Origin of the sequence: Streptomyces subrutilus, from assembly GCF_001746425.1 — a bacterium.
Taxonomy (GTDB): Bacteria; Actinomycetota; Actinomycetes; order Streptomycetales; family Streptomycetaceae; genus Streptomyces; species Streptomyces subrutilus_A.
Genome location: NZ_MEHK01000001.1, coordinates 112,222 through 136,142, shown reverse-complemented (window position 1 = coordinate 136,142; position 23,921 = coordinate 112,222). Strand labels below are relative to the sequence as shown.

At 67.3% G+C, this 23,921-nt stretch carries 24 protein-coding genes and 1 pseudogene; 15 read left to right on the top strand and 10 right to left on the bottom strand.

Annotation, left to right across the window (positions count from 1 at the left end; translation table 11 throughout):
* Positions 1-15: 15 nt before the first annotated feature.
* Positions 16-552 carry a nucleotidyltransferase domain-containing protein gene (locus BGK67_RS01650; RefSeq protein WP_069918186.1) on the bottom strand — a complete coding sequence of 179 codons (537 nt, stop codon included), beginning with the start codon at positions 550-552 and terminating at the stop codon, positions 16-18.
* 102 nt (positions 553-654) lie between these two features.
* On the opposite strand from BGK67_RS01650, the gene BGK67_RS01645 reads away from it, so the two are divergent.
* Positions 655-1,044, top strand: coding sequence for a hypothetical protein (locus tag BGK67_RS01645; protein WP_141753986.1), 390 nt, complete (start codon positions 655-657; stop codon positions 1,042-1,044).
* A gap of 32 nt (positions 1,045-1,076) precedes the next feature.
* Here BGK67_RS01645 and BGK67_RS01640 read toward each other — a convergent pair whose 3' ends face one another.
* Positions 1,077-1,559, bottom strand: coding sequence for a GNAT family N-acetyltransferase (locus BGK67_RS01640; RefSeq protein ID WP_432215418.1), 483 nt, complete (start codon positions 1,557-1,559; stop codon positions 1,077-1,079).
* A 313-nt stretch (positions 1,560-1,872) separates the two neighbouring features.
* Between BGK67_RS01640 and BGK67_RS01635 the strand changes: the two are divergent.
* A pseudogene (locus BGK67_RS01635) lies at positions 1,873-2,210 on the top strand (transposase); the annotation flags it as partial.
* Here BGK67_RS01635 and BGK67_RS35730 read toward each other — a convergent pair.
* From BGK67_RS35730 to BGK67_RS01625, 3 genes are all read right to left on the bottom strand, one after another.
* Positions 2,208-3,032: an HNH endonuclease signature motif containing protein gene (locus BGK67_RS35730; protein WP_244291099.1), complete on the bottom strand. Its 825-nt coding sequence runs from the start codon at positions 3,030-3,032 to the stop codon at positions 2,208-2,210. The pseudogene BGK67_RS01635 and the gene BGK67_RS35730 overlap by 3 nt on opposite strands.
* 77 nt (positions 3,033-3,109) lie before the next feature.
* Positions 3,110-4,594: an AAA family ATPase gene (locus tag BGK67_RS01630; protein WP_069918184.1), complete on the bottom strand. Its 1,485-nt coding sequence runs from the start codon at positions 4,592-4,594 to the stop codon at positions 3,110-3,112.
* Between the two features lie 355 nt (positions 4,595-4,949).
* Complete coding sequence (locus tag BGK67_RS01625) at positions 4,950-7,871, bottom strand: NACHT domain-containing protein (protein WP_069918183.1); 2,922 nt, start codon at positions 7,869-7,871, stop codon at positions 4,950-4,952.
* A gap of 122 nt (positions 7,872-7,993) precedes the next feature.
* Here BGK67_RS01625 and BGK67_RS38590 point away from each other — a divergent pair, with 122 nt between their 5' ends.
* Positions 7,994-8,203, top strand: a complete 210-nt coding sequence (locus BGK67_RS38590; RefSeq protein ID WP_069918182.1) for a hypothetical protein — start codon at positions 7,994-7,996, stop codon at positions 8,201-8,203.
* 164 nt (positions 8,204-8,367) lie between these two features.
* Entirely contained in the window at positions 8,368-9,288 is a 921-nt protein-coding gene (locus BGK67_RS01615; protein ID WP_432215417.1) for an IS5 family transposase, read from the top strand.
* Here BGK67_RS01615 and BGK67_RS01610 read toward each other — a convergent pair.
* Positions 9,236-9,802: a hypothetical protein gene (locus tag BGK67_RS01610; protein ID WP_079153928.1), complete on the bottom strand. Its 567-nt coding sequence runs from the start codon at positions 9,800-9,802 to the stop codon at positions 9,236-9,238. The genes BGK67_RS01615 and BGK67_RS01610 overlap by 53 nt on opposite strands.
* 226 nt (positions 9,803-10,028) lie before the next feature.
* Here BGK67_RS01610 and BGK67_RS38585 point away from each other — a divergent pair, with 226 nt between their 5' ends.
* Positions 10,029-10,175 (top strand): hypothetical protein, encoded by a 147-nt coding sequence (locus BGK67_RS38585; RefSeq protein WP_167739524.1) that lies wholly within the window; start codon positions 10,029-10,031, stop codon positions 10,173-10,175.
* A gap of 287 nt (positions 10,176-10,462) precedes the next feature.
* On the opposite strand, the gene BGK67_RS01605 is transcribed toward BGK67_RS38585, so the two are convergent.
* Both BGK67_RS01605 and BGK67_RS01600 read right to left on the bottom strand, forming a co-directional pair.
* Positions 10,463-11,254, bottom strand: coding sequence for a hypothetical protein (locus tag BGK67_RS01605; RefSeq protein ID WP_069918180.1), 792 nt, complete (start codon positions 11,252-11,254; stop codon positions 10,463-10,465).
* Positions 11,251-11,886, bottom strand: coding sequence for an ABC transporter ATP-binding protein (locus BGK67_RS01600; protein ID WP_079153927.1), 636 nt, complete (start codon positions 11,884-11,886; stop codon positions 11,251-11,253). Before BGK67_RS01600 ends, BGK67_RS01605 begins: the two co-directional genes overlap by 4 nt.
* A gap of 330 nt (positions 11,887-12,216) precedes the next feature.
* On the opposite strand from BGK67_RS01600, the gene BGK67_RS01595 reads away from it, so the two are divergent.
* The 8 genes from BGK67_RS01595 to BGK67_RS01570 all read left to right on the top strand — a co-directional run bounded on the left by BGK67_RS01595 (position 12,217) and on the right by BGK67_RS01570 (position 19,804).
* Complete coding sequence (locus tag BGK67_RS01595; protein ID WP_069918179.1) at positions 12,217-13,437, top strand: flavin-containing monooxygenase; 1,221 nt, start codon at positions 12,217-12,219, stop codon at positions 13,435-13,437.
* Positions 13,438-13,643: 206 nt separating this feature from the next.
* Entirely contained in the window at positions 13,644-13,799 is a 156-nt protein-coding gene (locus BGK67_RS38580; protein ID WP_167739513.1) for a hypothetical protein, read from the top strand.
* A gap of 461 nt (positions 13,800-14,260) precedes the next feature.
* Entirely contained in the window at positions 14,261-14,476 is a 216-nt protein-coding gene (locus tag BGK67_RS01590; protein ID WP_069918178.1) for a hypothetical protein, read from the top strand.
* A 561-nt stretch (positions 14,477-15,037) separates the two neighbouring features.
* On the top strand, positions 15,038-16,279 hold the full coding sequence (locus tag BGK67_RS01585) for an IS110 family RNA-guided transposase (protein ID WP_069918177.1): 1,242 nt from the start codon (positions 15,038-15,040) through the stop codon (positions 16,277-16,279).
* Positions 16,280-16,321: 42 nt separating this feature from the next.
* Positions 16,322-16,873, top strand: coding sequence for a hypothetical protein (locus tag BGK67_RS38190; RefSeq protein ID WP_141753985.1), 552 nt, complete (start codon positions 16,322-16,324; stop codon positions 16,871-16,873).
* A 243-nt stretch (positions 16,874-17,116) separates the two neighbouring features.
* Positions 17,117-18,307: an IS110 family RNA-guided transposase gene (locus tag BGK67_RS01580; protein WP_069923541.1), complete on the top strand. Its 1,191-nt coding sequence runs from the start codon at positions 17,117-17,119 to the stop codon at positions 18,305-18,307.
* A gap of 343 nt (positions 18,308-18,650) precedes the next feature.
* Positions 18,651-18,818 (top strand): hypothetical protein, encoded by a 168-nt coding sequence (locus tag BGK67_RS39695; protein WP_244291097.1) that lies wholly within the window; start codon positions 18,651-18,653, stop codon positions 18,816-18,818.
* Between the two features lie 128 nt (positions 18,819-18,946).
* Positions 18,947-19,804: a hypothetical protein gene (locus tag BGK67_RS01570; protein WP_069918176.1), complete on the top strand. Its 858-nt coding sequence runs from the start codon at positions 18,947-18,949 to the stop codon at positions 19,802-19,804.
* A 31-nt stretch (positions 19,805-19,835) separates the two neighbouring features.
* Here BGK67_RS01570 and BGK67_RS01565 read toward each other — a convergent pair whose 3' ends face one another.
* Positions 19,836-20,258, bottom strand: coding sequence for a hypothetical protein (locus BGK67_RS01565; RefSeq protein WP_069918175.1), 423 nt, complete (start codon positions 20,256-20,258; stop codon positions 19,836-19,838).
* A 518-nt stretch (positions 20,259-20,776) separates the two neighbouring features.
* Between BGK67_RS01565 and BGK67_RS39365 the strand changes: the two genes are divergently transcribed.
* Entirely contained in the window at positions 20,777-22,105 is a 1,329-nt protein-coding gene (locus BGK67_RS39365; protein WP_079153926.1) for an AlbA family DNA-binding domain-containing protein, read from the top strand.
* A gap of 147 nt (positions 22,106-22,252) precedes the next feature.
* Positions 22,253-23,026, top strand: a complete 774-nt coding sequence (locus BGK67_RS01555) for a hypothetical protein (protein WP_069918174.1) — start codon at positions 22,253-22,255, stop codon at positions 23,024-23,026.
* A 60-nt stretch (positions 23,027-23,086) separates the two neighbouring features.
* Here the strand turns inward: BGK67_RS01555 and BGK67_RS39690 are convergent, their stop codons facing one another.
* Positions 23,087-23,461: a helicase associated domain-containing protein gene (locus BGK67_RS39690; RefSeq protein WP_244291096.1), complete on the bottom strand. Its 375-nt coding sequence runs from the start codon at positions 23,459-23,461 to the stop codon at positions 23,087-23,089.
* Positions 23,462-23,921 lie beyond the last annotated feature (460 nt).

Below are 23,921 nucleotides of genomic sequence, written 5' to 3'. Positions count from 1 at the left end.
GACCTACGCCCAACCTCACTCAGACCGGTTGCCCCGTGCGCGGAGGGCCGCCTCCAGCCGGGCGATGTCCTCGGCGTCCTTGGTCCGTCGGGGCCGGGAGGGATCCCAGATGGGCATCATCCGTTTGATCTCGATCTGGGCCTGTGGACTGACGATCGCACATTGCAGACCACCAATACGGCCCGGCCCGGCATCGAGCATTCCCTCGGGCCAGGGCGCACCGGCCCAGGGGCCCCCGGCAACCACCACCCGGCCGGCCGTATCCCGGTCCAGGAGCGTAAAGCTGTTGTCCAGCCCGTCCTTGGAGAAATCGAGCTGCAGGTCAGGCGCCGGTCCTGGGACCGGCTGATAGCCGTGCAGCAGCAAGCCTTCCGCCAAGGCCCCCGCATCGTCTGCCCATGCGAACCAGTCGATGTCCTCATGGTCACGCGTGATCTCGCCGAGGAAGAAGTCCATGGCCCATCCACCCCGAAGCCACACCGAGACCCCAAGAGCTCCGGCAACCTGCACGGCCTCAGCGATCAGGCGGAGCTGTTGATCAGCACGTCCCATGTCCACAGCCAGGCAGGTTACGCGGCAACCGCCTTGCCCAGCACATCATTTGTCTCCCACAGTGCGGGCGAACGTTGCCTGATGCGGCACTAGGATTGACCCATGACTAGTCGTCGTCAGCTGATACTTCGCCTGTCACTGCCCCTGCCCCTGCTGTTGGCGTCCACGCTCTCCCTGGCGGCCTGCAGCTCGACGCCCTCCAAGGCCACGGTGGCGGCGCGCGAGTTTGCCAAGTCCGCCTGCGCCTCCCTGCAGCAGCTGACCGACCACCTCGCCCGCCCCCGGCCGTCAAATTTGACTGACCCCTACTACCAGACCGCCGGACAGTACCTGAACACGGCGACCAACCGCGCCGCCGACGCGGCTCAACAGGACCACGGCTACCAGGAGTTCGCCGACACCCTGCACCGGGCGGCCGAGACCTGGCAGGTCACCTTCACGCTGGACGAGGCCGAGCCGCTGATCCAGCAGGCGCGGAAGGAGAAGTGCTGACGCCCTCGACTGCACTTACGGGGTGGGGAGAATTAGCCGTCCAACCGCAGCACCAGCTCGTCGATCTCCGCTCCCCGCGCGTTCGCGAAGCCCCGGTCCTCGCCGACGACCTTGAAGCCGCACTTCTCCAGGACCCGCACCGATCCGGTGTTGTCAGCCGCCGTCCGGGCCAGCAGCGGGCGTTCAGGGACCTCGGCGAGCAGTTCCCGCAGCGCCGCAGTCGCGATGCCCCGCCCCCAGTAGTAGCGATCGATGAAATACGTGACCTCCCGCTCGCCCGGATTGCCGTACACGGCCGCGTGCCCGACCACATCGCTGTCCGCGAGCACGGTGCGAGTGACGACGTCGGGCGAGGCGAGGATGCGCTTCCAATGCGCGTCGAAGTGGGCTCGGTCCGTCGGGTCCTCAGTGGTGAAGGCGGCCATCTGCTTCGACTCGGGATCGTTCATGTGCCGAAAGAACACGGGCAGATCGCTGGAGTGCACGGGACGCAGGGAGACATCTATGGAAGCCATGGGTCCGACCCTAACGACCCTGGGGGAAGGACAGGAGTGAGTCGACCGTGACATGGGAAGGGCCCCACGGGTTGGGCGAGCTGTGAAGCTGACCTGGGCCCGTACGGCCTGTACCCGTCCTGCCCTGTCCGGGGTCTCCCACGCACATTTCGGGGAGTTGCTCGAAGAACTCGCCCAGCCCTGGGCAGCGGCCCGCGCGTCAACCCTGCAGGTGATGAGGGGCGGGCCCCGCAAGCGGGCCGAGGGTGCCGGAAGCAAGCCGCGCCTGGTGTTCACCGACCGGCTCGCCGCAGCACGTCGCCGACGAGGTCGGCGGCGCTTCCGGTACCCGGGCCGCAAGCCGCTGCCAGACCGGCAGGTGCTGTCCGGGATCCTGTACGTGCTGCACACCGGTATCCAGTGGGAGTACCTGCCGCAGGAGCTGGGCTTCGGCTCGGGCATGACATGCTGGCGCAGACTGCGGGACTGGAACGAGGCCGGCGTGTGGCAGCAACTGCACGAGGTGCTTCTGGCCGAGCTGAACGCGGCCCTGCGGCTGGACTGGTCCCGCTGCGTGGTCGATTCCTCCCACGTCAGAGCCCTAAAAGGGGGAGCCACACGGGTCCGTCGCCGGTCGATCGGGGCCGGGCTGGCTCAAAGCACCACTTGTTAGCCAGCCGCTACCTGGCGAAATCCGCCGCTGCAGAACCAGACGTGGTCCGCGAGTGCTTCATAAAGCGCTACCATCCAGGAATTCTTGTTTGCATGCGCACGCGTACGCGCGAGCCCTTCCAGATAGGCGCTAACATCCGAAGCTCCCCCCGCTTCGAAGACCTCTTCAAATGAAAGCTCTAGGCCTGGTATGTCATCAGCGGCCTGGTTTTCGTAAATATCGCTAAGCTTGTAGGTCTCGGAAAAATGGTGCTCAACTCGCTCGGCGTGGTTTGCATCCCACGATGAAGGTGGGTCGACGAAGAACTCGATCCTCCAGCCCTTCGGTCTCTCTGAGGGCTTTGCCTCGTACGGTTTCCCATCACCGTTGATGGTGAGAAGTCTAGCTCTCAACCATCTGTCGGAGTCGATGTCATCGAAGTATGGGTGGAGAGCCTGTTCGGCGTAGCAGGTGGGCGCCTTATCTAGCTTTTCGCGGTTGCAGTCGCCGCAGATGGGCAGCAGGTTGATCGGCACGGCTGCAAGGTACGGGTAGATCGACTTGGGCAGGTGGTGATCAACCTGGCGCACGCGTCCCACACCGCAGATAGGACACTTACCCTTGCGGTTGCGGGCCTCTTCGTACACAGGGCGGCCGGGTCTACCTATCTGCATCCGCTGGTCATACATGGCGATCAGAGCATCTTTATGGCCATCCTTTGACGGGTCGGGAGAAAACTTTGCAGGATCTAGTTGATGCAAGGTCAAGCGGCGGCAGGCTTTCTCATACACACCGGCGGCTATCAAGACCGGTAGCTCATAACTGTTGAGCAGGGTCAACATCCGCGGGCTGATTTGGTCGCTGATGCACAGACGGAACGCCTCCCGCGTTCCAATCTGAGGGCGGCTGAGCCGCCGCATCAGCGCCCGCCCTCGCGGCGGCGAGTCGCGGAGCGGGCCAGTGCTCGCCCCTCGGCACCAAGCTGGCCACCGAACTCATCGATGATGCCTTCAAACGACATGTCTTTCTCGGCGAGCGACTGGATCAGCCGATTGAACCCTGTGCCGCGCACCTCCAGTCCGAAGATCTCTCGGGTGATTACCCCGACGTTCTCGCCGAAGGTCTCGATTTCGGGGTGGTCGACGCGCAGATCATCGCCGACCCTGCGCAGTGCCCAGACCGCTTGACGCGGGGTCTCCTGGAGCACCACAGGCGAATGTGTGGCAATGATGGCGAGGCCGTTTCGGTCCCTCAGCAGCTCTGACAGCGTTCGTACGAGCGTCGACAGTAGGGGCGGGTGGAGGTGGCCTTCCGGTTCGTCGATCAGAACCAGGGTGCGTTCGGTGGTGTGCTGGACCAACTTGGCCAGTGTCAGCAGGACGATCTTGTGTCCTGAGCTCAGCCCTGCGAAGACGCGCTGAGAATCGGGCCGGTCGTGGACCTGCGCTAGTTTCGTGATCTGCAGGTCATGGAAGAGGGGATCTGTCTCTTCGAGCTGGGCCAGGACGTTGGCCCAGCGGCGCGTCTTGGCGGGTTGATCCTCCACGCACCTCTCTACGCACGCTGCGAACTCCGACCCCAATATCGAGTAGTCCTTAGCTTCCGCACCGTCGTCCTTTTTGAGGCCGACGTACTGGTACGCGACTGGGTCACGCCTGCTGACCTGGTGCGGGCCGTGCGAGTCGAAGGCGCTGAACGATACGTACACGACATTGGCAAAGGGGTGCACTCGGTGGTCGAGTCTGTCCTCCAGTGAGCTCTGGCGCCGCATGGTGCGGGGAGTCAGTGTTGTCTGGGCGATGTTGTGCAGCAGGCGCGTCTTACCCACGCCGTTGCTGCCGATCACCGCATGGATGTTGGTCGGTGGATTCTTGTCCGGGTCGGCCGTCAGGTCGAGGACGAGTTGCGGGGCGCTCTCGGACGACGTTTCTTGCTGGTAGCGGACGTGGAATCGCGAGAGCGTGGGTCCGCCGTTGGCGATCCTGCGGTACTGCGTGCGGACCGTCTCGGCGTCGGTCCCGCGCAGCAGCGAGTGCTCCATGACCGGTTCGTTGAGGGTGCGCTCGAAGAGCTCGGGTTCATAGGCAACGTCACGGAGGCCGGCGAGGATCGCCTCGCGCGTCTCGTCATCGAACTCGTCGCGAAGCGTGGCGTAGTAGCTCTCGTCAGCGCCGAGGGAGAAGAACACCGGATCGAGGGCTTCGAAGTGCTGGGGAAGGCTTGTTCGACCGCGCTCCATGCTGAAGAAGCCGACCTTCAGGCTGCCGACATGTACGGTGTGACTGCCGTTGTGGCAGTGCAAGTCGAAGAGCGTCTTGAACCCGTAATCGTCCCAGTTGTCATCGTCAAGCCACGCTATGCCGGGGCGCAGAGACGGTCGTGGTCGAACCGTGGTGAAGTGCACTGCCTCACACTACCGAACACGCGCAAGCCCTCCGCCGCTCGCGCTGACCCTCCTAGAGAGGGCAACTCCATGGTTCTCCATGCAGCCGACGCTAACGGCGCGCTTCCCGCTCTGCATGTGGGACGCGCGGGTTATCTGGCCAGACTGACCACCGCTGTGGGGGTGGCCCCGGCGGCCGGGAGCATCCGGACGCCGGGACCGGTCAGATCCCCCAACTCACCGCTCCTTAAGGGCACTCGCCGGTTGATGACGAGCGTTGCCTTGGTACGGCGGGCGTTCGCTCCGACCACGGATCGTTGGTACTGACGGCTGCCTGCTGCGCGATGGCGTAGTGGCGTTCGGCGGCGGCTGACGGTCACGTCTGGATGAGCCGTGGACGGGGGAAGAGCGTGAATCGTTCCGGAGCGAACCCCTCCAGACCGGTGAGCGAGATGCGATCGGCGTTGTAAAGGCGGATCTCCACGTTCGTAAGGGACTGGAGAAGGGCTAGATCGTAGGCAACGTCTGCGTGAGCGTTGATCCTTAGCTGCTCAAGATTCGGAAACCGGTCCGGGATCAGGTCGAGACGGATGTCGGACCGAGACACAGAGAGCCCGAGACGATTGACGGTGGCCATGAGGGGGGCGCTTGTGAATTCGGCATCGGCGACCTGAAGGTTGGTCAGCTGAGGCAGCTCCGCGAGCTCGGCCCATTCCACTGCGTCCATGACATGGTTGACGACAACGTCTTCGAGCATTGCCCACTGGGTGATGCCGGTGATGGAGGCCCCTATCTGGCCGCCGAGCCAAAGCCTTGTGAGAGTTGGAGGGGCGGGTAGGGTATGCAGCGTTCTCCACGGCAGGACGGTATAGAGCAGCAGTTCACGCAGCTGTGGGAGATTGTTGAGCGCCTGGAAGGAGAAACCCTCAGGCAGGTGCAGCAGGTTCAGCTCCTGCAGGGGCAATCCGGCGAGATGGTGTAGGCCGTCGACGGGTGTTGAGGGGCCAAGAGCCAACGAGCGCAGCGCGACCAGAGACCGAACGAACGACAGACTGTGCAGCGAGGGCTCCTCCATGCCCCGGAGGGATAGGGATGTGGTGTGTTCCGGGGAAAGATGCTCAAGGATCTCTGACGGGGTGAGTGCCAGCTCGAACGAGATGAGTTCGATCGGTGTCAGCAGCGGGAGAGCGTCAAACTGCGCACGAGTCCCGACGGTGACATGCAGGTCATCCCGGACAAGGCGGAGGATGTCGCGGGCGTAATCGGCTGCCTCAAAATTGGTCCAACCCAACATCAGTTCGTGGCGCGGCACCGAGGGGGCGACAGTCGGGACGAAATGTTGCAGGTACGCATAAGCTTGGTCGCCGCCCATGGCTGCGGCAGTGCGGAACACGGCAATAATCTCGTCTTCGGGCAGTCCGTCGGCGGTGGGTGGCAGTAGGTCTAGAATGCCGGGACCCAGCGCGGCCAGGGTGTTTGCTTCCTGGATAGTGCGGGGCGGCATCAGGGCTTCGGCGCGCGCCGTGACCTTATGGCGCGTGTCAGGGGCGACTTCGGTGGCGTAGTGCATGCTGGCGGCCGCCAGGAGGTGCAGCCTGGGCCGGTGCTCGTTCTCAGCATCACCGCGTTCAATGAGGCGGCATAGCAGATCTGCGCTTTCTACAGGCCTGGCGTGGGCGACGGCCATGCGTATGACGTCCTCCCACTGGTCGTCATGGGCATTGTTGACCAGCAGCGGAAAGTCGTGGGCCTCGATGGCGGCTTTTGCCCCGAGATATTCCTGGAAGGTGCGGTGGACGAAGTCGATGGTGTCCATGGTGGGCTTGCGCAGCAGCCCGCTGCGGCCGACCAGATGCGTCAGGACATGGTCGGCTGTGCCCTGCTGGGCCACAGTCGGCATAGCTGGCAGAGCGCCGTCGATCAGGGCTGTCGCGGTAGTCCGTTCCATCTCGGTCTGGCGGTTGCGGATGAGCCAGTAGGCCAGGCGCTGCAGCAACTGGACGCTCTGGTGTTCGGTGAGCTGAATGCCTTCCGGGACATCGATACTGCGTTCAAGGTCACGGCGCACTAGAAGCATCGACAGTGCTGCCTCGTACAACTCCATGCGGCTGTGGGGCAGGTGCCCGCGGCGGTCCCGGTGCAGCGCGCAGATCAACGCGCACATCAGGGGTGTGCTGGACAACTGCGCCAGGTCACGCTGAGCACGCACTGTCACCTGGAGCGCTGCTTCGAGATCATGCAGCTGCGACCGTTCAACGTCCATTGCGGCACTGTGCCGGGCGGCAGTATGCCACCGGCCAACGAAGAGTCCAATGTCAGCGGCACTCATAGGCCGTACTGACAGTTCGGTGAAGCGCGACGAAGCCAGCCAGCCTTCGGGTACAGCGGACGGACGCGTGGTGACCACGAAGCGTGCGTCCCCGTAGGCCGCCAAGAGCCGCTCGAGCCAATCCCGGGTGGCGCCTCGGTGCTCTTGAGGAACCTCGTCGATTCCGTCGACCAGGACGAGTGCTTCCCCCCTGGCGAGTACGGCATCGGCCCAGCCTTCAGGTTGTGAGGCGGCCAGGGGGGTGCCGACCGCAGAGAGGAAATCTTGCGGCTCTGGAAGGGGCCCACGCCTCACCAGCGTCCGCAGCGGCAGGGTGAACGGAATCTGCCCCCTCCAGTCGGCCAGTTCTGCCGGCAGCTCATCGCGCGCCGTAGCGACAGCCAGCCACTGCAGCAGCGTTGTCTTTCCGCTGCCGGCGAGTCCTCGCAGAAGCACGCGTCGGCAGTCGGCCAACGCGTGTTCGGCACGCTTCACCACGACGGATGGCCGGTTCGATTCCTCACTGCCTGCAGGCCAATCTTCCGCCCGCTCCGCCAGTTCCAAGCTCAAGTACGCCGCGTCCAGCGGCCAGCGCGCACGTTCCGGCCGGCTCAGGTCCAGCCCTACGACGGTCAGCTGGGAATGCCGTTCCGTCACGTAGCTGAGGTACCGCTCCTCGAACGAGGGCTGCACTTTGGGCCCCCCCGGCCTGCGGGTGACTCTCCTTGGAGAGCCCTGGTACACCTGCGGTACTCGGGCAGCGGCTTCGCGAAGGACCAGCAATGGCTCCACACCCGTGCCCATCGCCTTCGCCAGGGCCATCAGCGTGGCCTCGGAGGGCACCCTTTGGCCGTTCAGCGCCTGGCTGATCGTTGTCCGCCCCAGCCCGGTCCGCTGCTGCAGCCCACCCATCTGCAGACCCCGCTGCGCCCTGAGGGTCCGTAGCCGTAGCGCGAGTTCCGCCAGCGGATCCCCGTACACGTCCCCCATGTCCTGCTTCTCCGTCTCTAAGGCGACCGTCTTCGTTCATCTTTGTTCGCCCTGAACCCCGGTGAACACCAGAATCGTGAAATTCGCCGATGTCCCCGTCGTCGTTTGTCCTGGGAGAAGGCATGAACACCTCACCCATTCACCTGATCCTGCTGGCCCTGCTTCTGGCCGTCGTCGGTCTCTTCTGCACGCTCGTTGGAGCAGCGGCCGGTCTGCTCGCTCGTATCGACGGAGCCACCTATGCCACCGCTCTGCTGCGCGGTGCCGTGGCCTTTGCGGGCAGTGCCACCCTGTCCCTGGCGCTGCTGACCTTCGTCCTCGCGGTCCTGTGAACCAAGGATGCCTTGTCCTAAGAAGCCGCATCTCAACCGATCATGGAACGTGCGGTTCGAACAGGCTTCCCACCCGGGTGATCTTCCCGTTGTACGCGCATGAAGGCAGGGCCTCTCGGTAGCTCGGGGATGCGAATCTGACCGAGCAGTGCCGGGAGGCCCTGGTGTCCTTGTTGTACGTGTCCGAGCCCGTCCAGTTCAACTCGGCCGCACCATCGTGTGATTGCCTCGCGCACGTGTACGGCAACGCGGCCGACCATCCCGACCGGGTGCGCCGGTATCCGTCGGACATGACGGACGCGGAGTGGGCGGCCGTGCGACCGTTGCTGCCGGTGCCGGCCTGGCTGAACGGGAGGGGCGGACGCCCCGAGGGCTACTGCCACCGCCAGCTGCTCGACGCGATCCGATACCTGGTCGCGGGCGGGATCTCCTGGCGGGCGATGCCCGCGGACTTCCCCGGCTGGGGCCGGGTCTACGCCTTCTTCCGCCGCTGGCGCGAGCACGGGCTGATCACCGAGTTCCACGACCGACTGCGCGGGAAGGTCCGTGAACGCGAAGGCCGCGACGTCGAGCCCACGGCGGGAATCATCGACGCGCAGTCGGTGCGGGCCGCCGCGACGGTGCCGGCCGCCTCACACGGCTACGACGGCGGGAAGAAAGTGCCGGGCCGTAAACGGCACATCGTGACCGACACGCTCGGTCTGCTCCTGGTCGTCGCGGTCACCGCCGCGAACATCGGCGACCGGGACGCCGCCGTGGGCCTGCTTTCGCGGCTGCGCCGTCTGCACCGCGACATCACCCTCGTCTGGGCCGACGGCGGCTACACCGGCTCCCTCGTCGACTGGTGCCGTCAGAAACTCGCCCTGACCCTGGAGATCGTCAAGCGCACCGACGACGTGACAGGGTTCGTGGTGCTCCCCAGGCGCTGGGTGGCAGAGCGCACGTTCGCATGGCTGATGCATTCGCGCCGCCTGGCCCGGGACTACGAGACGTTGCCGGCCAGCAGCGAGGCGGTGATCCGGTGGTCGATGATCACACGGATGAGCCGGCGTCTGGCACGGCCACGGGCCGCCGGCCGGCACTGAACATCCCCGATGCCTCCAGGAGGAGCCACCCGCGTTCCGCCAGGCGCCTGGCCTTCGAACGCACCCCCTCGACCTTCCCCGGCATCGTCCCAAGGCCCAGCTCCGCCGCGATCTCCTTGGCCATCACCGGCCCCTTGCCCGCGGACCGCCGCTCCTCCAGCACGCCCAGAATCCGCTGGTAGTCCGGTGCCAACACCGCCACCGGCAGCCCGTCCCGCCAGGGCGGCACCACCGACCCCGGCACCGGCGAGGGCACCACCGTTTCCCGCTCCGCCCCGGTCACCGCAGCCGTCTCGGCTGCGGACACGGCCAGGGCCTCGACCAGCTCCTCCCGCGCGATCACCCGCCGGTCCAGCTCGATCTCCGCGGCCTCCAACACCTCAGCCAACCGCGCGGCTTCCTCCCGCAGGCCCTCCACCCGCACCCGGGCAGCAGCCTCCCGCTCCTCCAGCATTCCCAGCACCGACGCCACCGCGCACCCCTCGCCCATGAAGCGGACAACAAGACGCCGCATGCCTCCCTCACCCCGAGCGAAACCATGCCTGACCAGCAGAAATCAAGAGATCACGTTCGGTTGAGATACGGCTTCTGAGTCCAGCGAGGACGCCACCCCCTCTGCCGCGGCTTCGCGCACAGAGAGGATTCAGCGCCAACTAATGTCTGAGCGGCAGCGGCCGGGCAGCCGGGATGGGTGGTACCAGCTCATGACAGGCAGCCGTAGTGATCCTGGCTGTCGGGAGGTGACCAATATCTGGTACACCGGATTCGACGGCGACCAGTGGAGCTCCGTCCAGCAGACCCCCGAGGTCATCAGTCTCTCGACACCCGCGATCGCCGCGCCCAACGCCGACGACCTCTACTTCGCCTACCGCTCCGCCGACCCCTGACCCACCCCAGGCCCGCCGCACCGGCGAGCAGTCCCCGGTCTACACTCGGGCCGGGAGCCGCCCCCTTCCGATCCCGTGCTCGACCAGCCACGCGGGCGGCTCCTTCGGTTGCCGCCTCGAGGCGGCGAGGGCCTCGCGTTCCTCGGCAGTGGCAAGGGCATGCTCAGCCCCGCCGAGTTCGCCCGGCGTAGGTGACGAGCGTCCGCAGCCGAGGTAGGTCAGGCGGCAGGACGGACACGGACCGGGCCGGCAGCCGCGACCTGGAAGAGGGCCATCCGCCCCCATGATCACCCTGCCCGGATCCGTGTCCTGCGGGACCGCGGGGAGGGGGAGGGGCGGTGGGTGTGCAGGACGAACAGTGCCAGGCCGCCGGTTGCGGTGCACCAGGTGAGGGAGAGCAGGGCGTGGGACCAGGGGATTTGTGGAGTCAGGGCTGAGCTGAGCGCCAGCTGGTTCACGCCGTACAAGGGAAGCGCGGACACGCCTGCCACATCCATGAGTGTGTTGAAGACAGGGTTCTGCAGGCCGGTGTCGACCAGGCTGAGCATGATGATGAGGAAGAAGCCTTCCAGCTCGCCGCGGACCAGGGAACCGAGCAGGAGGCCGATCCCGCCGTAGGCGAGGCCGGCGCCCGCGAGGGCCAGTCCCAGGGGGCCTGGGTGGCGTACGGGCAGGGAGATCCACAGCACGATCGTGGTGTAGAAGGCCAGCAGGGCGGCGGTGAGGGCGACAGCAGCGAGTTTGGCCAGCAGCATCGGCAGCCGGGGGTAGCCGGCCAGGAGCAGACGGCGGTCTACCTCCCGCGATTGGAAGGTCTCGGTGAAGGCGATGAAGCCGGCGACCATGGTGATTGCGCCCAGCGCGCTGGCCACCTGGCCAGCCTGACTGGCCGGGGCGGAGACGAGGGTGCTGATGGCGTTCAGGCGGATGCGCACCACTTCGTCAGAGGTACACAGGCGTGCCACCGCGATCCAGACTGGGATGAACGCGATGGCCAGAACCAAGGCCAGCCGGTTGCGCAGGTGGCCCAGCAGGGTGCAGCGCAGCAGTTCGGTGAATGCCGTCCAGGAAAGCCTCAAGGGTGGGTCTCCTCGAAGTGCAGACGCCCCTGGCGCAGATGAGCGATCGCGTCGAAGTGGTGGAGGTCGTGCAGTAGGTGCGACACCACGATGATCGCCCGGCCTTGATCGCGCAGTTCGGCGGCCAGGGTCCAGAACCGCTGGTGGGTGTCCCAGTCGAAGCCCTGGTAGGGCTCGTCCAGGACCAGCAGCTGCGGGTCGTGCATGAGAGCGATCAGCAAGTTCAGCTTCTGTCGGGTTCCGCCACTGAGCTCGCCGACCGGCTGCCGCCAGCAGCCGGTCAGAGCGAGCAGGTCCATCAGCTCGCCTGCGCGCTCCAGTGTCGGCAGCCGGTAGGCCATCTGGAACAACCGCAGATGCTGTCCGACGGTGAACGCCTCGTTCAGCACCGCTCGTTGCGGGCAGTACCCCACGGCCCCGGTCCGTGTAACCGTTCCGCGGTCGGGTGCGAGTTGTCCGACGGCGATCTGCAGCAGAGTGCTCTTGCCGGCCCCGTTCTCGCCGACGACTCCCAGCAGAGTTCCGGCCGGCACATCGAGGTCGACGTCGCGCAGGACCTGCCTCCTGCCGTAGTCCTTGCAGACTCCGCCGATCTGCAGCCGGGACTGGTGGAGCGTCGTTGCTGCCTGCACATGTGCCTCTCGAAAGATCGGATCGGCGTGGTGAGCCTGCCCGTCCGGGCCCAGGACAAGCCCGCCACAGACGCCGGCCGCGCAGGCTCATGTCCTCCACGGCTCGTCCGGATGCTGGCTACTCAGCGGCATCTGGCCCGGACGGTCCGGCCCTGGACAAAGACCGGTCCTTGCGCAAAGTCGCGGCTGTTGCGAGGTTCAACGAGTTCGCATCGCCGCTGTAACGGCACTCGTCGCTGTTCCGGTGGACCATCGGCATCGCCACCCCCGCAGGCCATGTGCCTCCAGGCCGCGCGTGACGTGAACCGCGCTGCGCCGTTGTAGGAGGCGATGCCCTCGACACCACAGCCAGACCAAAGCGCTCCCACGATCGTGATTGGAGCGGGCCCCCACGGCCTGGCGGCCGCCGCGCTGCTGCGCCGCTCCGGCGTGCCGACCGTTATCCTGGAACGGTCGCAACGGGTAGGAGCGAGCTGGGCGCAGCGCTATGAGCACCTGAGGCTGCACACCACCCCCGGCACCTCGAAACTCCCCGGCCTGCCGGTGCCGCGCCAGGCCGGCCCGTGGGTGAGCCGGGACGACTATGTGCGATACCTGGAAAGCTACGTCGCCCATCACCGACTCGATGTCCGGGTGACTACCCCGGTGCAGCGCATCGAACGGGCCGAGCCCGGTACGGGAGCGCGGTGGCTGGTCCACACCCCCGACGGCCCAGTGCCCGCTGGTGCCGTCGTGGTGGCCACCGGCCGCTGCCATACTCCGAACCTCCCCCAGTGGCCCGGGCGTTCGACTTTCACCGGCACGCTGCTGCACTCGGCCCACTACCGCTCTCCGGACCCCTACCGCGGGCAGCACGTCCTGGTGGTCGGCGCCGGAAACAGCGGTACCGAGATCGCCAGCATCCTGGCCGGGGCCGGAGCCGAACGGGTACACATCGCCGTCCGTACCCCACCCAACATCCTGCCCCGCTCCAGCGCCCGGTGGCATGCAGTCGGCCGGCTGACCGATGCCCTCCCGCTCGCGTGGCGCGACCGAACCTCCCTGCTCACGCAGCAACTCACGGTGCCCGATCTGACGTCACGGGGACTGCCGCGGCCCCGCACGGGCCTGTACACCCGCAACGCCCGTGAAGGGGTCAACCCTGTGCTCGACCACGGCTTCGTGGACGCCGTCCGCACCGGGCGAGTCGAGCCGGTCGAGGCCGTCCAGGCGTTCGACGGCCCCGACGTGCTCCTGGCCGACGGCACCCGACTGCGACCGCACACCGTCATCGCCGCCACCGGATACCGGTCCAACCTGCACGAGCTGGTGGGATCCCTGGGCGTACTCGACGAGGCTGGGCAACCCCTCGCCCTGGGAGCACGGACCCATCCCGAAGCCGCAGGCCTGTACTTCGCCGGATACACCAACCCCCTCACAGGTGTCCTGCGCCAGGCCGGCATCGAGGCGCGCGCCATCACCCACGCAATCCGACGCGAGACGGCGCGTGCACCCCTTCCCGCCCGGGCTGACACGAGGTGCTCACCGCAGCAAGTCAGGACCCGTGTGTAGGAGTGGTGATTGTGCGACCAGGGGTGATCGCTGGTGCGCCTCGCAGGGATGCCAAGCGTTTCTGCCCGCAGCGATGAGGTCGGGCGATGGCTGGCCATGGTGAAACTGTCGTGCACTCACCGCGGACGGTAGTCGGCGGCCACCCCACCGATCCCCGCCGCCATGGTGACGCCCGCGTTCCCGCTCGCTGAGGTGTTCGCACAGCTGTGGGACCGCAGTCGGCAGGGCATGGCCTGTGGGCGTTCACCCCGCTCGACCCGCCGTGGGCTGATCAGATCTACGTCCACCACCGCCTGGACCACCCCGACTACGCCTGTCTGGAGGTCGGCGCCACCGGCGACCAGCTCCCTCTGGAGGAGTGACTGCGCGTATGGCCAGGCCGCCACGTCCGGCAGATTCCGCATCGGCTGGGTGCGGCACGTCGACAGAGGCAGCGATGAGATCGCAATGGGGTAGTGCGCTCTCCAGGCCGGACAAACGTGCTTTGTACGCCAACGCGCTCGCAGCGGGCGACGGTGACGGAGGTTCCGCCTGCCGATGGCTTCCCGGCCGTCCGCTTGCAGGCAGGCGGCCTCCTCTATCGACTCCTGGTCCGTCACGTCGAGGACCTGGCTCCGATCGCAGGCCGCCCGGCGGGACGCTGTCGTGCTGTCGGGGTGCGGCCCCCGTCGCGGCCCCGGTGGCCAGGGCCGCACCCCGTACTCCCGAACGTACTCCGCGGCCGGAGGCGTCGGTGCGGCCGTCCGTGAGCTGCTGCCCCGGGGGCGTACCCGTTCGCGCCCGGCCGGGTGCCGGTGAACAGGGACAGGAAGAGGCTGGGCACATGTCCGCCAAGCTGATCGTCCATCCGCCCGACGAGCAGGGCTGGCGCCGGGTCCGCTACGACGGCGTCGCCATCGGAGTCGCGCACCGCCCGGCCGACATCCGGGTTTTCCTCGCGGCCGCCGGGCTGGAGAACGCCGAGGACGTGGACCTCACCGACCCCGACTTCGTGGAGTGGCGGGGCGCCGGCCCCGAAGGGTGGGAGCCCTCCCGCTGACCCTCGTGCGGGTTGCACCGGAAGGGGGCTGGACAGTTGCCTGCAGGGGTGTACTAGGCGGGGGACCGCAGGTGTGACCGGAGGTGGGACCCCCCGAAGCTGGTGATCTTCCATTCGCGCAGGTCAGAGGCCCTGGGCAAGCCCTCTTCGGAAAACGACACCTCTAATTCGTTAGTAATTAGAGGTTCTGGATCTCTGAGGGCCCGGGGCGGCGTTGGCCAGCCCAGGGCAGGACGTGCGTGGTCCGGTCGGTGCCGTGGTGACCCCTACGACACCTCCGACCGATCAGGTCTGTGGAAAGACCGGTGGCGCTGGGTGCCGGCCGGTCCTCGCACGTTCTGCCCCCGCGGGCCCGTCGGGTTCGGGATCCTTGATGGATGAGCTGCCGTACGGTGACGCGTTACTCCTCACGAGCCTTGAGCTCTGGACACGGCGTGCGCCCGTGCGGTTCGGCGGTGCCGCGCACGGCTGATGAGGTGGCGGACCTTGGAGTCCTGGAATTAGTGCGCCGTGCGGCCCGTGTGCTCGCCTTCAAGAACAGCACCGGCGGAGGGACGGGGAATGGACATGTTCTGCGGGATCGACTGGGCGGAGGGACACCACGACGTCGCGATCATCGACAACACCGGCAAGCAACTGGCCAAGTGCCGAATCGATGACGACCTGGACGGCTACCAGCTCCTGCTCGACCTGCTGGCCGAGCACGGTGACAGCGCCGAGACGCCGATCCCGATTGCGATCGAGACGAGCCGGGGCCTGCTGGTCGCCACTCTGCGGACCGGCACCCGGCAGGTGTTCGCGGTCAACCCGATGGCCGCCTCCCGCTACCGCGACCGGCACGGCGTGAGCCGCAAGAAGTCCGACCCCGGCGACGCGCTGGTCTTGGCGAACATCATCCGAACCGACATGCACATGCACCGGTCGCTGCCCGCGGACAGCGACCTGGCCCAGGCCATCGGCGTCCTCGCCCGCGCCCACCAGGACGCGATCTGGAACCGGCAGCAGCTCGCCAACCAGCTCCGCTCGCTGCTGCGCGAGTACTACCCCGCGGCGATCGAAGCATGGCGGGACAAGGCCGGCGCACTGACCCGGCCGGATGCCAGGAAGGTCCTCGGGGCGGCCCCCACGCCAACGCTCGCTGCCCAGCTGCCCACCTGGAAGCTCCGGCTGATGCTGACCAACGCGGGCCGCAAGCGCGGCATCACAGAAGACGCTGAACGTCTTCACACGTTGTTCCGTCAGCCAGCTGCCCGCCTGGCGCCGGCAGTCGAAGGGGCCATGGGCATCCAGGCCAAGGCCCTGCTCACGCAGCTCAATGCCGTATGCAAGGCGGTCGACGAGCTCGCGAAGGCCGTCGAGCGGACCTTCCGAACCCACCCCGACGCGCCGATCATGCTCAGCTTTCCCGGCGTCGGGCCCGGAGTCGGCGCTCGCCTCCTGGCCGAGATCGGTGACGACCGCACCCGCTTCGCCACCGCCGGTGGCCTCAAGGCATACGCGGGCTCGGCCCCCATCACCCGGGCTTCCGGCAAACGCAAGTACGTCGGCCGCCGGTTCGTGAAGAACAACCGGCTCAACCACGCGGGCTACCTGTGGGCTTTCGCCACTCTCAGCCACTCGCCGGGCGCCAACGCCCATTACCGGCGCCGACGTGAGGCCGGAGACTGGCATGCCCAAGCCCTACGGCACCTGTTCAACCGCATGCTCGGCCAGCTCCACCACTGCCTCCAGAACCGGGTGCCCTTCGACGCGACCATCGCCTTCCCACAGTCCGCTGGCCCCTCTGAGGCTGTCGTGACGTGAATCTCGGTTGGCTGTCCGCACAGCGGACCGCATCATGACCGGATGACTTCACGAGAACCGCTTCGAGATGAGGAGCTCTGGCAAGCCTGCGTTGATGCCCAGGAACAGCTGGCCCATCACCATTCTCAGTTCTTCCAGCAGGTCAGGGGCAAGAACGAGGTACTTAGTGCTGCTCTGTCGGCCGGCCATTGGCAGCGGGCTGCAGCACTGGCATTCCTCGCCGACCTGCATGATGACCTTGCTCTGCTGCCACAGCTTGTCGACCTCGCGATGCTGCCCGGCTGGGCTTCACAAGCACGCCGTGCCATCGCCAACATCCCTCGCGAGCAGCTCGTCCCACGTCTCGAAGAAGTTCTCACAGCTCATCTTGACCAGCTCACCGACGAGGACGACGACTACTACGCTCTGTGGGTGGAAGTCCTCGCCGGTGCTGAGGCATGGGCGCTACTGGCCCAGTTGGTCAGGGCAGCACGAGCCTCCCCGAACCTCCTGTTGCAGGACATCGCTGCACGGGTCGCTGACTCGTACGGCGCATTGGTCGCAGATGGCGGTGAGAGGCCCGCCACAGCCCCCTCAATTCAGGACGTCCCTTGACGGCTTAGCCGCATGAGGTGTCCTACCTTCTAGGCGGGTTGATCGGGCCATTCGTAGGGTCCTGTCGCCTGGGGGTTCTGGGAGGGGCTACTGAGGTGTCGCCGCTCGTGGCTGAACAGACTTGGCCGCCTGGGACCCCACCGACGACCAGGCCGCTCATTGAGAGTTGCGAGTAGATCGCTGAGTAGGACAACGCCGGTGAGGTCGTCTGCAGAGAATCAGTACGACTGACTCGGGATGAAGATGAATCGCATCTGGGCCGGCATCGATGCCGGCAAGGGCCACCACCACTGCTTCGTCATCGACGGGGAGGGCACCAAGCTGTTATCGAGGCGGGTGGCCAATGACGAGCCTGACCTCTTGCTGCTGATCACCGACGTTCTCGCCCTGGGCGACGAGGTGATCTGGGCCATCGACCTTGCCGACGGCGGGGCCGCTCTCGTCATCGCTCTCCTGCTCAACCACGACCAGGAGGTGCTCTACATCCCCGGCCGGACCGTGAACCGGGCCACGGCCGGCTACCGCGGCGAAGGCAAGACCGATGCCCGTGACGCACACGTCATCGCCGACCAAGCCCGCATGCGCCGCGATCTGCAGCCGATCAGGCCAGGCGACGAAGCCATCATCGAGCTCCGGCTGTTCACCGGCCGCCGTGCCGATCTGGTCTGCGACCGCACCCGAGCCGTCAACCGCCTTCGTGGCCTCCTGACCGGCATCTTTCCCGCTTTCGAGCGCGCCCTCGACCTGGGCAACCACGGCCCCTTGGTCCTCCTCACCGGCTACCAGACACCAGCGGCCATCCGTCGGCTCGGCGCCAGCCGGCTCGAACAGTGGCTCCGGAACCGGAAAGTCCGCTGGTGCGGAGCCCTGGCCCGCACAGCCATGGAGGCCGCCGAGCGACAGCACACCAGCGTCGCCGGAGAGAAGACGGTCGCAGTGATAGTCGCCACGCTCGCCCGTGAAGTGATCGTGCTCAACGAGAAGATCAGCGAGATCGACCGGCAGATCGAGGCTTCCTTCCGCGCTCACAAACAGGCTGCCATCGTTGCCAGCATGCCCGGGATCGGCAACCTGCTCGGAGCCGAGATCCTGGCCGCCATCGGTGGCGACATGGATCTCTTCGGCAGCCCTGATCGCCTGGCGACCTACGCTGGCCTGGCACCGGCTCCCCGGGACTCAGGCAAGGTCAGCGGCAATCGTCACCGCCCGAAGCGATACCACCGACGTCTGCAACGGGCCCTGTTCCTTGCCGCCATGAGCAGCATCACCTGCTGCTCGGAATCACGCCGGTACTACGACCGCAAACGAGCCGAGGGCAAGAGGCACTCCCAAGCAGTCCTGGCGCTGGCCAGGCGACGAGTCAACGTACTGTGGGCACTTCTCCGAGACCAGCGGCGCTACGAACTCACGCCACCATCGGCAATCGCCGGATAGGGCTTGTCGCCGATCGCAAACCTGATCGACCAAAGCCGACTTCTCAGAGAGGATCCCATCTGCATCGACCCATGACGCTGAGGAGCCCCCTGTGATCACGCAAGGAGTACGGGTCACAGGCCGCTGCAGTGCCTGCGGGGGCACGACGACCTGCGATGTCGGCCAGTTCTTCCACCGCGGCATGCTCCGCTGGGGCACCGAAGGACAATGCGCGGACTGCCCGAACGGGTGGTGCGAGCAAGACAGCGGCCCCGTCACGCCCGAGCACATTCGACAAGCTCTGCTGCAAGCGCACGGGCCTGCTCGGCTTCGCTTGTCTGGAGAGGTGCCGAGCCTCGTTCGCGTGCTCCAGGCCCTCCGCAGTGCACAGGAACTATCCCTGGGCGAAGCAAAAGCACAGGCCGCGGAACTCGCCGAGACCGGTCTCATCGGCACGCTCGTCGAGATGGAGATCCTGGCGATTCACCTGCGCAGACGCGCCATCACAGTGACCGTTGAAGCAGCGGCGTAACCCCGTCTGGACAGCACCCGCTGCGGCTTGACACCGGCATTGAGAAGTCTTACCTCGCGATAGCCGAGGGGAGAGGTCTATCCGTATCCCGGGGGCCGGCGGCGGCGTGGAGGGGTACATGTACCGGTATGGCTCGTGAACGGATCCGGTGGCCCCTCGTCGTGGAACGGGCAAGGGAGATCGTGGACGGGTACGCGCCGCTCAAGGTCACGTTGCGACAGGTGATGTACCGGCTTGCGGCCGAGGGCGTGCTGCCGCACACGCCGCCGATGTACCGGCGGCTGTCCGCGCAGCTGGCCCAGGCCCGCCGCGAGGGCCGCTTCCCCGACCTGATCGACACCGTCCGCGAAGTCCATGTCCCGCCGGCCTGGCCGGACGCGGACGCGTTCGTCGCCGAGATGCCCGCCTGGTTCCGCCTGGACCGCACGGCGGGCCAGGAGCACGCCCTGTACGTCGCGGCCGAGAAGGACACCCTGCGGCAGCAGCTGACCGGCTGGCTCGAGTTCGCGGGCATCCCCGTGCTCGTGGTCCGCGGCTTCAGCTCCCAGTCCTACGCCGACGTCGTCCGCGACCGCGTCGCCCACGAGCAACGCGGAGCCCGGCTACTCGTGGTCGGCGATTTCGACTGCTCCGGCGAGGACATCGAGCGGGACTGGGTGCAGAGGACGGGCTGCTGGAGCTCGGTGACCCGGGTGCTGCTCACCTACGAGCAGATGCGCGCGTACGGCCTCCCGGCGACCGAGGGCAAGCGCGGCGACCCGCGCTGGCCGGCCTTCGCCCGCCGCTACGGCTTCGACATCGAGCACCCGGTCCAGTGGGAAGTGGAGGCGCTGGAGCCGGACGAACTCCAGCGCCTGGTCCTCGCCGCCGTCGACCCGTACATCGACCGCGACGTCCTCGCGCAGCAGATCGCCCGCGAGCAACAGCAGCGCCGCGCCCTGGAGGACTTCGCCGGGCGGTGGGGTACGCGCACTGAGGAGCCGTAGGCCCAGGCCTGTACTGCTTCGGCTCGGAGGGTCAGCGGCTCCTGATGGTGCCGAGAACGAGGACGTAGGGGATTACGCAGAAGGCGCCGAGGTTGGTGGCGACGATCAGGGTGAGGAACAGCCAGTAGGCGAAGCCGTGGCCGTTGGAGGAGGCGAGGAGCCACCCGTACGTGAGGGCGGTGAGGATGCCGGTGAGGGCGATGCCGGCCGCCCAGCCCGTCTTGCTCAGCCCGAAGCCGAGGCCGATGTAGGCCCAGAACAGGGCGGGGCCGGCGACGGCTGCGATGGCTAGGAAAACCGGGAAGTCGATGTCCCGGCCGCTCATGTAGTCCGTGAGCCCAGGTACCGAGATGAAGGTCATTAAGCCCATGTAGGCGACGGCGATGACGACGAAGACGGTGGTGAGCACGCGGGCGGCACGGGTGGTGGGAGGGGTGTTCGCGGCGTCGGTCATGAGGCGGTGGACTCCTTCTCCTACGGTGGTCAGGGCAGTCGGCCCCGCTCCGGTATAGCCGCTCCGGACCAGAGTGGCGCGGGCTTCCCGGCAAGCCACCCCCGGCCGCGACGAACGCGCCACCCGAAGCAGTGACGATCGCGCCACCGCTGCAACGCACTCACCCGGGCCGTGCAACACCGACGCTGCAACACGACTGCGCGTTGCACCCCTGACCTGCACAAACATGGCCCAACAGCCGTCAAGGGGGCGTGATGCAGCCCGTGTTGCACCACCATCCCGGTGCCGGGAGGGCGAGCCGAAGGCCCCGGGGTCACGACGCCCCGGGGCCTCCACTTCGCTGACCTCCCAGCTCAACGACGGGGAAGGTGGTGTGTCACTCCCACCTGGGGCGAGGGGCTTGTTCGGGTCGGCGAGCCGGTGTCGTAGGAGGATCGCGGAAATGCGTGGTGATGGCCGTGCACGTCCCTTTAGCGTGTGGGTGGCCGACAGCGGCCGGTGATTGAACTGGAGAACCGATGGCTCTGCCCGCACGGCTCACCGCCGCCCTGGGACGGCACCCTGACGACCTCACCGAGGCCGATCTGCAGCGCGCGGTCGACAACCGGATACCCGAGGGCGTCGATCTTGACTGGAAGAAGGACTTCTACCCGGGCAGCGACGCGGGCAAGAAGGAACTGGCCAAGGACGTGGCGGCCATGGCGAACACGGTCGGCGGTCTGCTCCTCATCGGGGTCGACGACGGCAAGCAGGACCACGCCCACGCTCTGGCTCCCTTCGAGCCGGCTCCCGGCCGTGGTGAGGAGTGGATCCGTTCGGTCCTCGCCAACTGGATCCAGCCCGTCGTCCCGAATGTGGGCGTGCGCTCCCTGAAGGCCGCCGACGAAGGCAAGATCTACTGGGTGATCACGGTGCCGCCGAGCACCCAGATGCCCCACGCCGTTGCGGCGCCCGGCAACGACTACAACTTCCGCGTGCATGTCCGGCACGGCACCACTACGCGCACTCTCGCCGAATCCGAGATCGCACAGCGCTACCGCGACCGCTTCCACGCCGCGGCCGTGGACGTCGACCGGGTGCAGGACGTGTCCACCGCGGGACTCGACTACCTGACACGGCACGTGATGACGGAGGTACCCGCCGGCGGCAACCGCGCCGCTTGGTACCCGATCTGGATCAGTGTCACCGCCGTGCCCGCCGTCCGAGGCGACTACCCCCTCACCACTCAGGAGGAGCGCAACGCGGCTCTCGACCGCTGCGCCAAGCTCGCCTACCAGGCGGTGACCAGCAACATGAAGCCGAATCAACCGGCACTGGTCGGCCGCCGCCAGGTCCGCTTCGAGGGAATCCCCACCGGCCAGCTACACCAGGACGGTTCCAGCTACGGCGCGCTGCCGCTCAACGTGAAGGCGGACCCGATCGACAAGGACGCCCCCCTCCGGCTGTACCAGCGCGGACTCGAGCTGGAGCTCGTGGCCCAGGTCCAGGTGGCGGCGGCCTGGGCGGCCGAGACGGGCGCGGCAGGCGACCTCATGCTCTCCGCGGCACTCCACCGCGTCGACGGCGACCTCGCCCCCGTACGCGTGGTCGTGTCAGAGAGCGCCTTCCAGCACGGCCCCGCCGTACCGATCACCAAAACACCCGCGCAGACCACCGCGAACCTGAAGGCACTCGTTGCGGACAAGCATGAGGCCGTCAGCACGGCCTACACCCTCGTCGCCGACCTCCTGGCCGACATGGGAACCCACCAGCCCCACGTACTGACACCCGACGGGAACATTCGGCTGGACCGGCTCGACGGTTCCTACCGCCAGACGCTCACAGGCTGGGACCCCCAGCGAACGTAACAGCCAGCCCGACAAGCGTGAGGGCCCCGAGACCAACTCGGGGCCCTCACGCTCTTCGCTGACCTCCCCGCTCAACGACGAGCCGGGCAACCTGTCACGCCCACCTTCGTGCTGCCCTCTGTCAGGGGTCGTCTTTACCCTGGCGTGATGACACGGTCTGAGTTCAAGTTCGCGTACCTGCAGCCACTGTTCGCGGACGTGGAGAGGGTTCGTGGAGAGGGTGCCTACCGGCAGCTGCCGGCACCGCAGCCGTCGAGCAGCCTCGCGACGGACGATGCACCGCTGGGCATGTACTCCGCGTCCACGCTCATCCGGAACTCCTACAGCGCGGGGGTCGCCCACGCCGATGCGCTGCGCAGGCTCGTGCACGCGGGAGAGGTAGACCCGCAGAGCCCGTGGACCTTGATGCGGGGGGCGCTGGAGAACTTCGCCACGGCCGTCTGGATTCTGGGCGGCAACGACCGCACCGAGCGCCGCCGGCGCACCCTGGCCCTGTGGCGTGAGGACATGCGCAACCGGGCCCAGCACGAGGAGGACACGGACCACCAGCCAGGCCCCGGTGGCAAGACCGGTCGCGAGCGCCGCCAGGACATAGCCGACCTCGCCCTGTCCCTCGGCATTCCCACCACCTCACTCAGCAAGCCGGAGGCGGGGAAGGTCATCGGGGAAGCTGCCGAGGATGCCGGCCTGAAAGCCCGAGAGGTCTCCGCAGCCTGGCGCGCGGCGTCAGGGTTCGCCCATGGCCGGTACTGGCCCAACCTCCGGGCATCCATGCCCATCGACGCCGTGCGCAGCGGCCCGGACCACTACCTGATGGCCTTGGTCATCGACGAGGACCAGCACCGCCCGCTGACACGGCATACCAGGACGCTGCTCCACCGACTTCACGACAGGTACCAGGCCAGGGCCACAGCCCACTGACCACGCAGCGAAGCCCACCAGGCGCCGGCGGCTCGGGGCGCTTTCGCGCACAGGGCTCGGTCAGGCCCAGTCGACGCCCAGCTTTGTGAGGGCGGCGAGCTGGTCGGTGGTGAGCTTGTCGCGTCGGCTCTTGGTGTTCGAGACCCACACGCCGAGCTTCACGATCACCGGCTCCGCCTCGCCCTCGACCGCGATCTCCTCGCCGTGCGCGCGGGGCACCGGCCGGTCCGTGCCTTCCCGCTCCACCCACTGCGCGAGCGCCGTCAGGCCCCGCTGGAACGCCTGCTGCGCCTTGCTCGGCCCCTTCGCCCCGCGACTGGCCGCAGGGGCGGGAGCGGGCGCCTGGTCGGGCTGCACGCCCAGCGCGGTCAGCCGTCTTGCTGCTCGGGCAGCAGCCGCACCCAGGTAGCCGGCTGCTTCTGCTGCTGGAGCCACCGTCCGATGTCGTCGCCATCCATGAGCACGCCGGGGCGATGTCGGGCAGCTGTCCGTCGGCGTCGACCAGGTCGGCCAGGACGCGGCAGTGCCGCTGCCAGTCCAGGGGCCAGGGGCAGTTCCAGTCCTTGTCGATCGCGGCGAGCTGCGCGGCTCGGGTTGGCGGTGTCCTCGTCCTTCCCGAGACCGTCTTCGCGCCCTTCCTGCGGAGGTTGGCCATGTACTGGCCGATGGGCACCATCTCGTCGTCCTCGCCCCAGACGGCGTCCTGCCGGGGGCCAGGTGCCCGGTGGCCCCGGTACGACCGGAGCGGCGAGCTTGGCCTCCCACGCCTCCTCGCCGGCTCCCACACCATCCCGGCCTCCGGCGCGTCCAGCAGGGTCTTGCGCCGGTCCTCGAGCTCCGGCGCGCAGGGCCTTGCGCTGTTGGGCACCCACCGGCCGAGGGGAACGCCTTCGTG

Bases quoted from the DNA above. Each gene is read 5' to 3' on its own strand.
- BGK67_RS01595 (WP_069918179.1), top strand. From the start codon at position 12,217: ATGCCCTCGACACCACAGCCAGACCAAAGCGCTCCCACGATCGTGATT.
- BGK67_RS01570 (WP_069918176.1), top strand. From the start codon at position 18,947: ATGGCTCGTGAACGGATCCGGTGGCCCCTCGTCGTGGAACGGGCAAGG.
- BGK67_RS01590 (WP_069918178.1), top strand. From the start codon at position 14,261: ATGTCCGCCAAGCTGATCGTCCATCCGCCCGACGAGCAGGGCTGGCGC.
- BGK67_RS01640 (WP_432215418.1), bottom strand. From the start codon at position 1,559: ATGGCTTCCATAGATGTCTCCCTGCGTCCCGTGCACTCCAGCGATCTG.
- BGK67_RS38590 (WP_069918182.1), top strand. From the start codon at position 7,994: ATGAACACCTCACCCATTCACCTGATCCTGCTGGCCCTGCTTCTGGCC.
- BGK67_RS01625 (WP_069918183.1), bottom strand. From the start codon at position 7,871: ATGGGGGACGTGTACGGGGATCCGCTGGCGGAACTCGCGCTACGGCTA.
- BGK67_RS35730 (WP_244291099.1), bottom strand. From the start codon at position 3,032: ATGTTGACCCTGCTCAACAGTTATGAGCTACCGGTCTTGATAGCCGCC.
- BGK67_RS01585 (WP_069918177.1), top strand. From the start codon at position 15,038: ATGGACATGTTCTGCGGGATCGACTGGGCGGAGGGACACCACGACGTC.
- BGK67_RS38190 (WP_141753985.1), top strand. From the start codon at position 16,322: ATGACTTCACGAGAACCGCTTCGAGATGAGGAGCTCTGGCAAGCCTGC.
- BGK67_RS01610 (WP_079153928.1), bottom strand. From the start codon at position 9,802: ATGCGGCGTCTTGTTGTCCGCTTCATGGGCGAGGGGTGCGCGGTGGCG.
- BGK67_RS01650 (WP_069918186.1), bottom strand. From the start codon at position 552: ATGGGACGTGCTGATCAACAGCTCCGCCTGATCGCTGAGGCCGTGCAG.
- BGK67_RS39365 (WP_079153926.1), top strand. From the start codon at position 20,777: ATGGCTCTGCCCGCACGGCTCACCGCCGCCCTGGGACGGCACCCTGAC.
- BGK67_RS01565 (WP_069918175.1), bottom strand. From the start codon at position 20,258: ATGACCGACGCCGCGAACACCCCTCCCACCACCCGTGCCGCCCGCGTG.
- BGK67_RS01645 (WP_141753986.1), top strand. From the start codon at position 655: ATGACTAGTCGTCGTCAGCTGATACTTCGCCTGTCACTGCCCCTGCCC.
- BGK67_RS01555 (WP_069918174.1), top strand. From the start codon at position 22,253: ATGACACGGTCTGAGTTCAAGTTCGCGTACCTGCAGCCACTGTTCGCG.
- BGK67_RS01580 (WP_069923541.1), top strand. From the start codon at position 17,117: ATGAATCGCATCTGGGCCGGCATCGATGCCGGCAAGGGCCACCACCAC.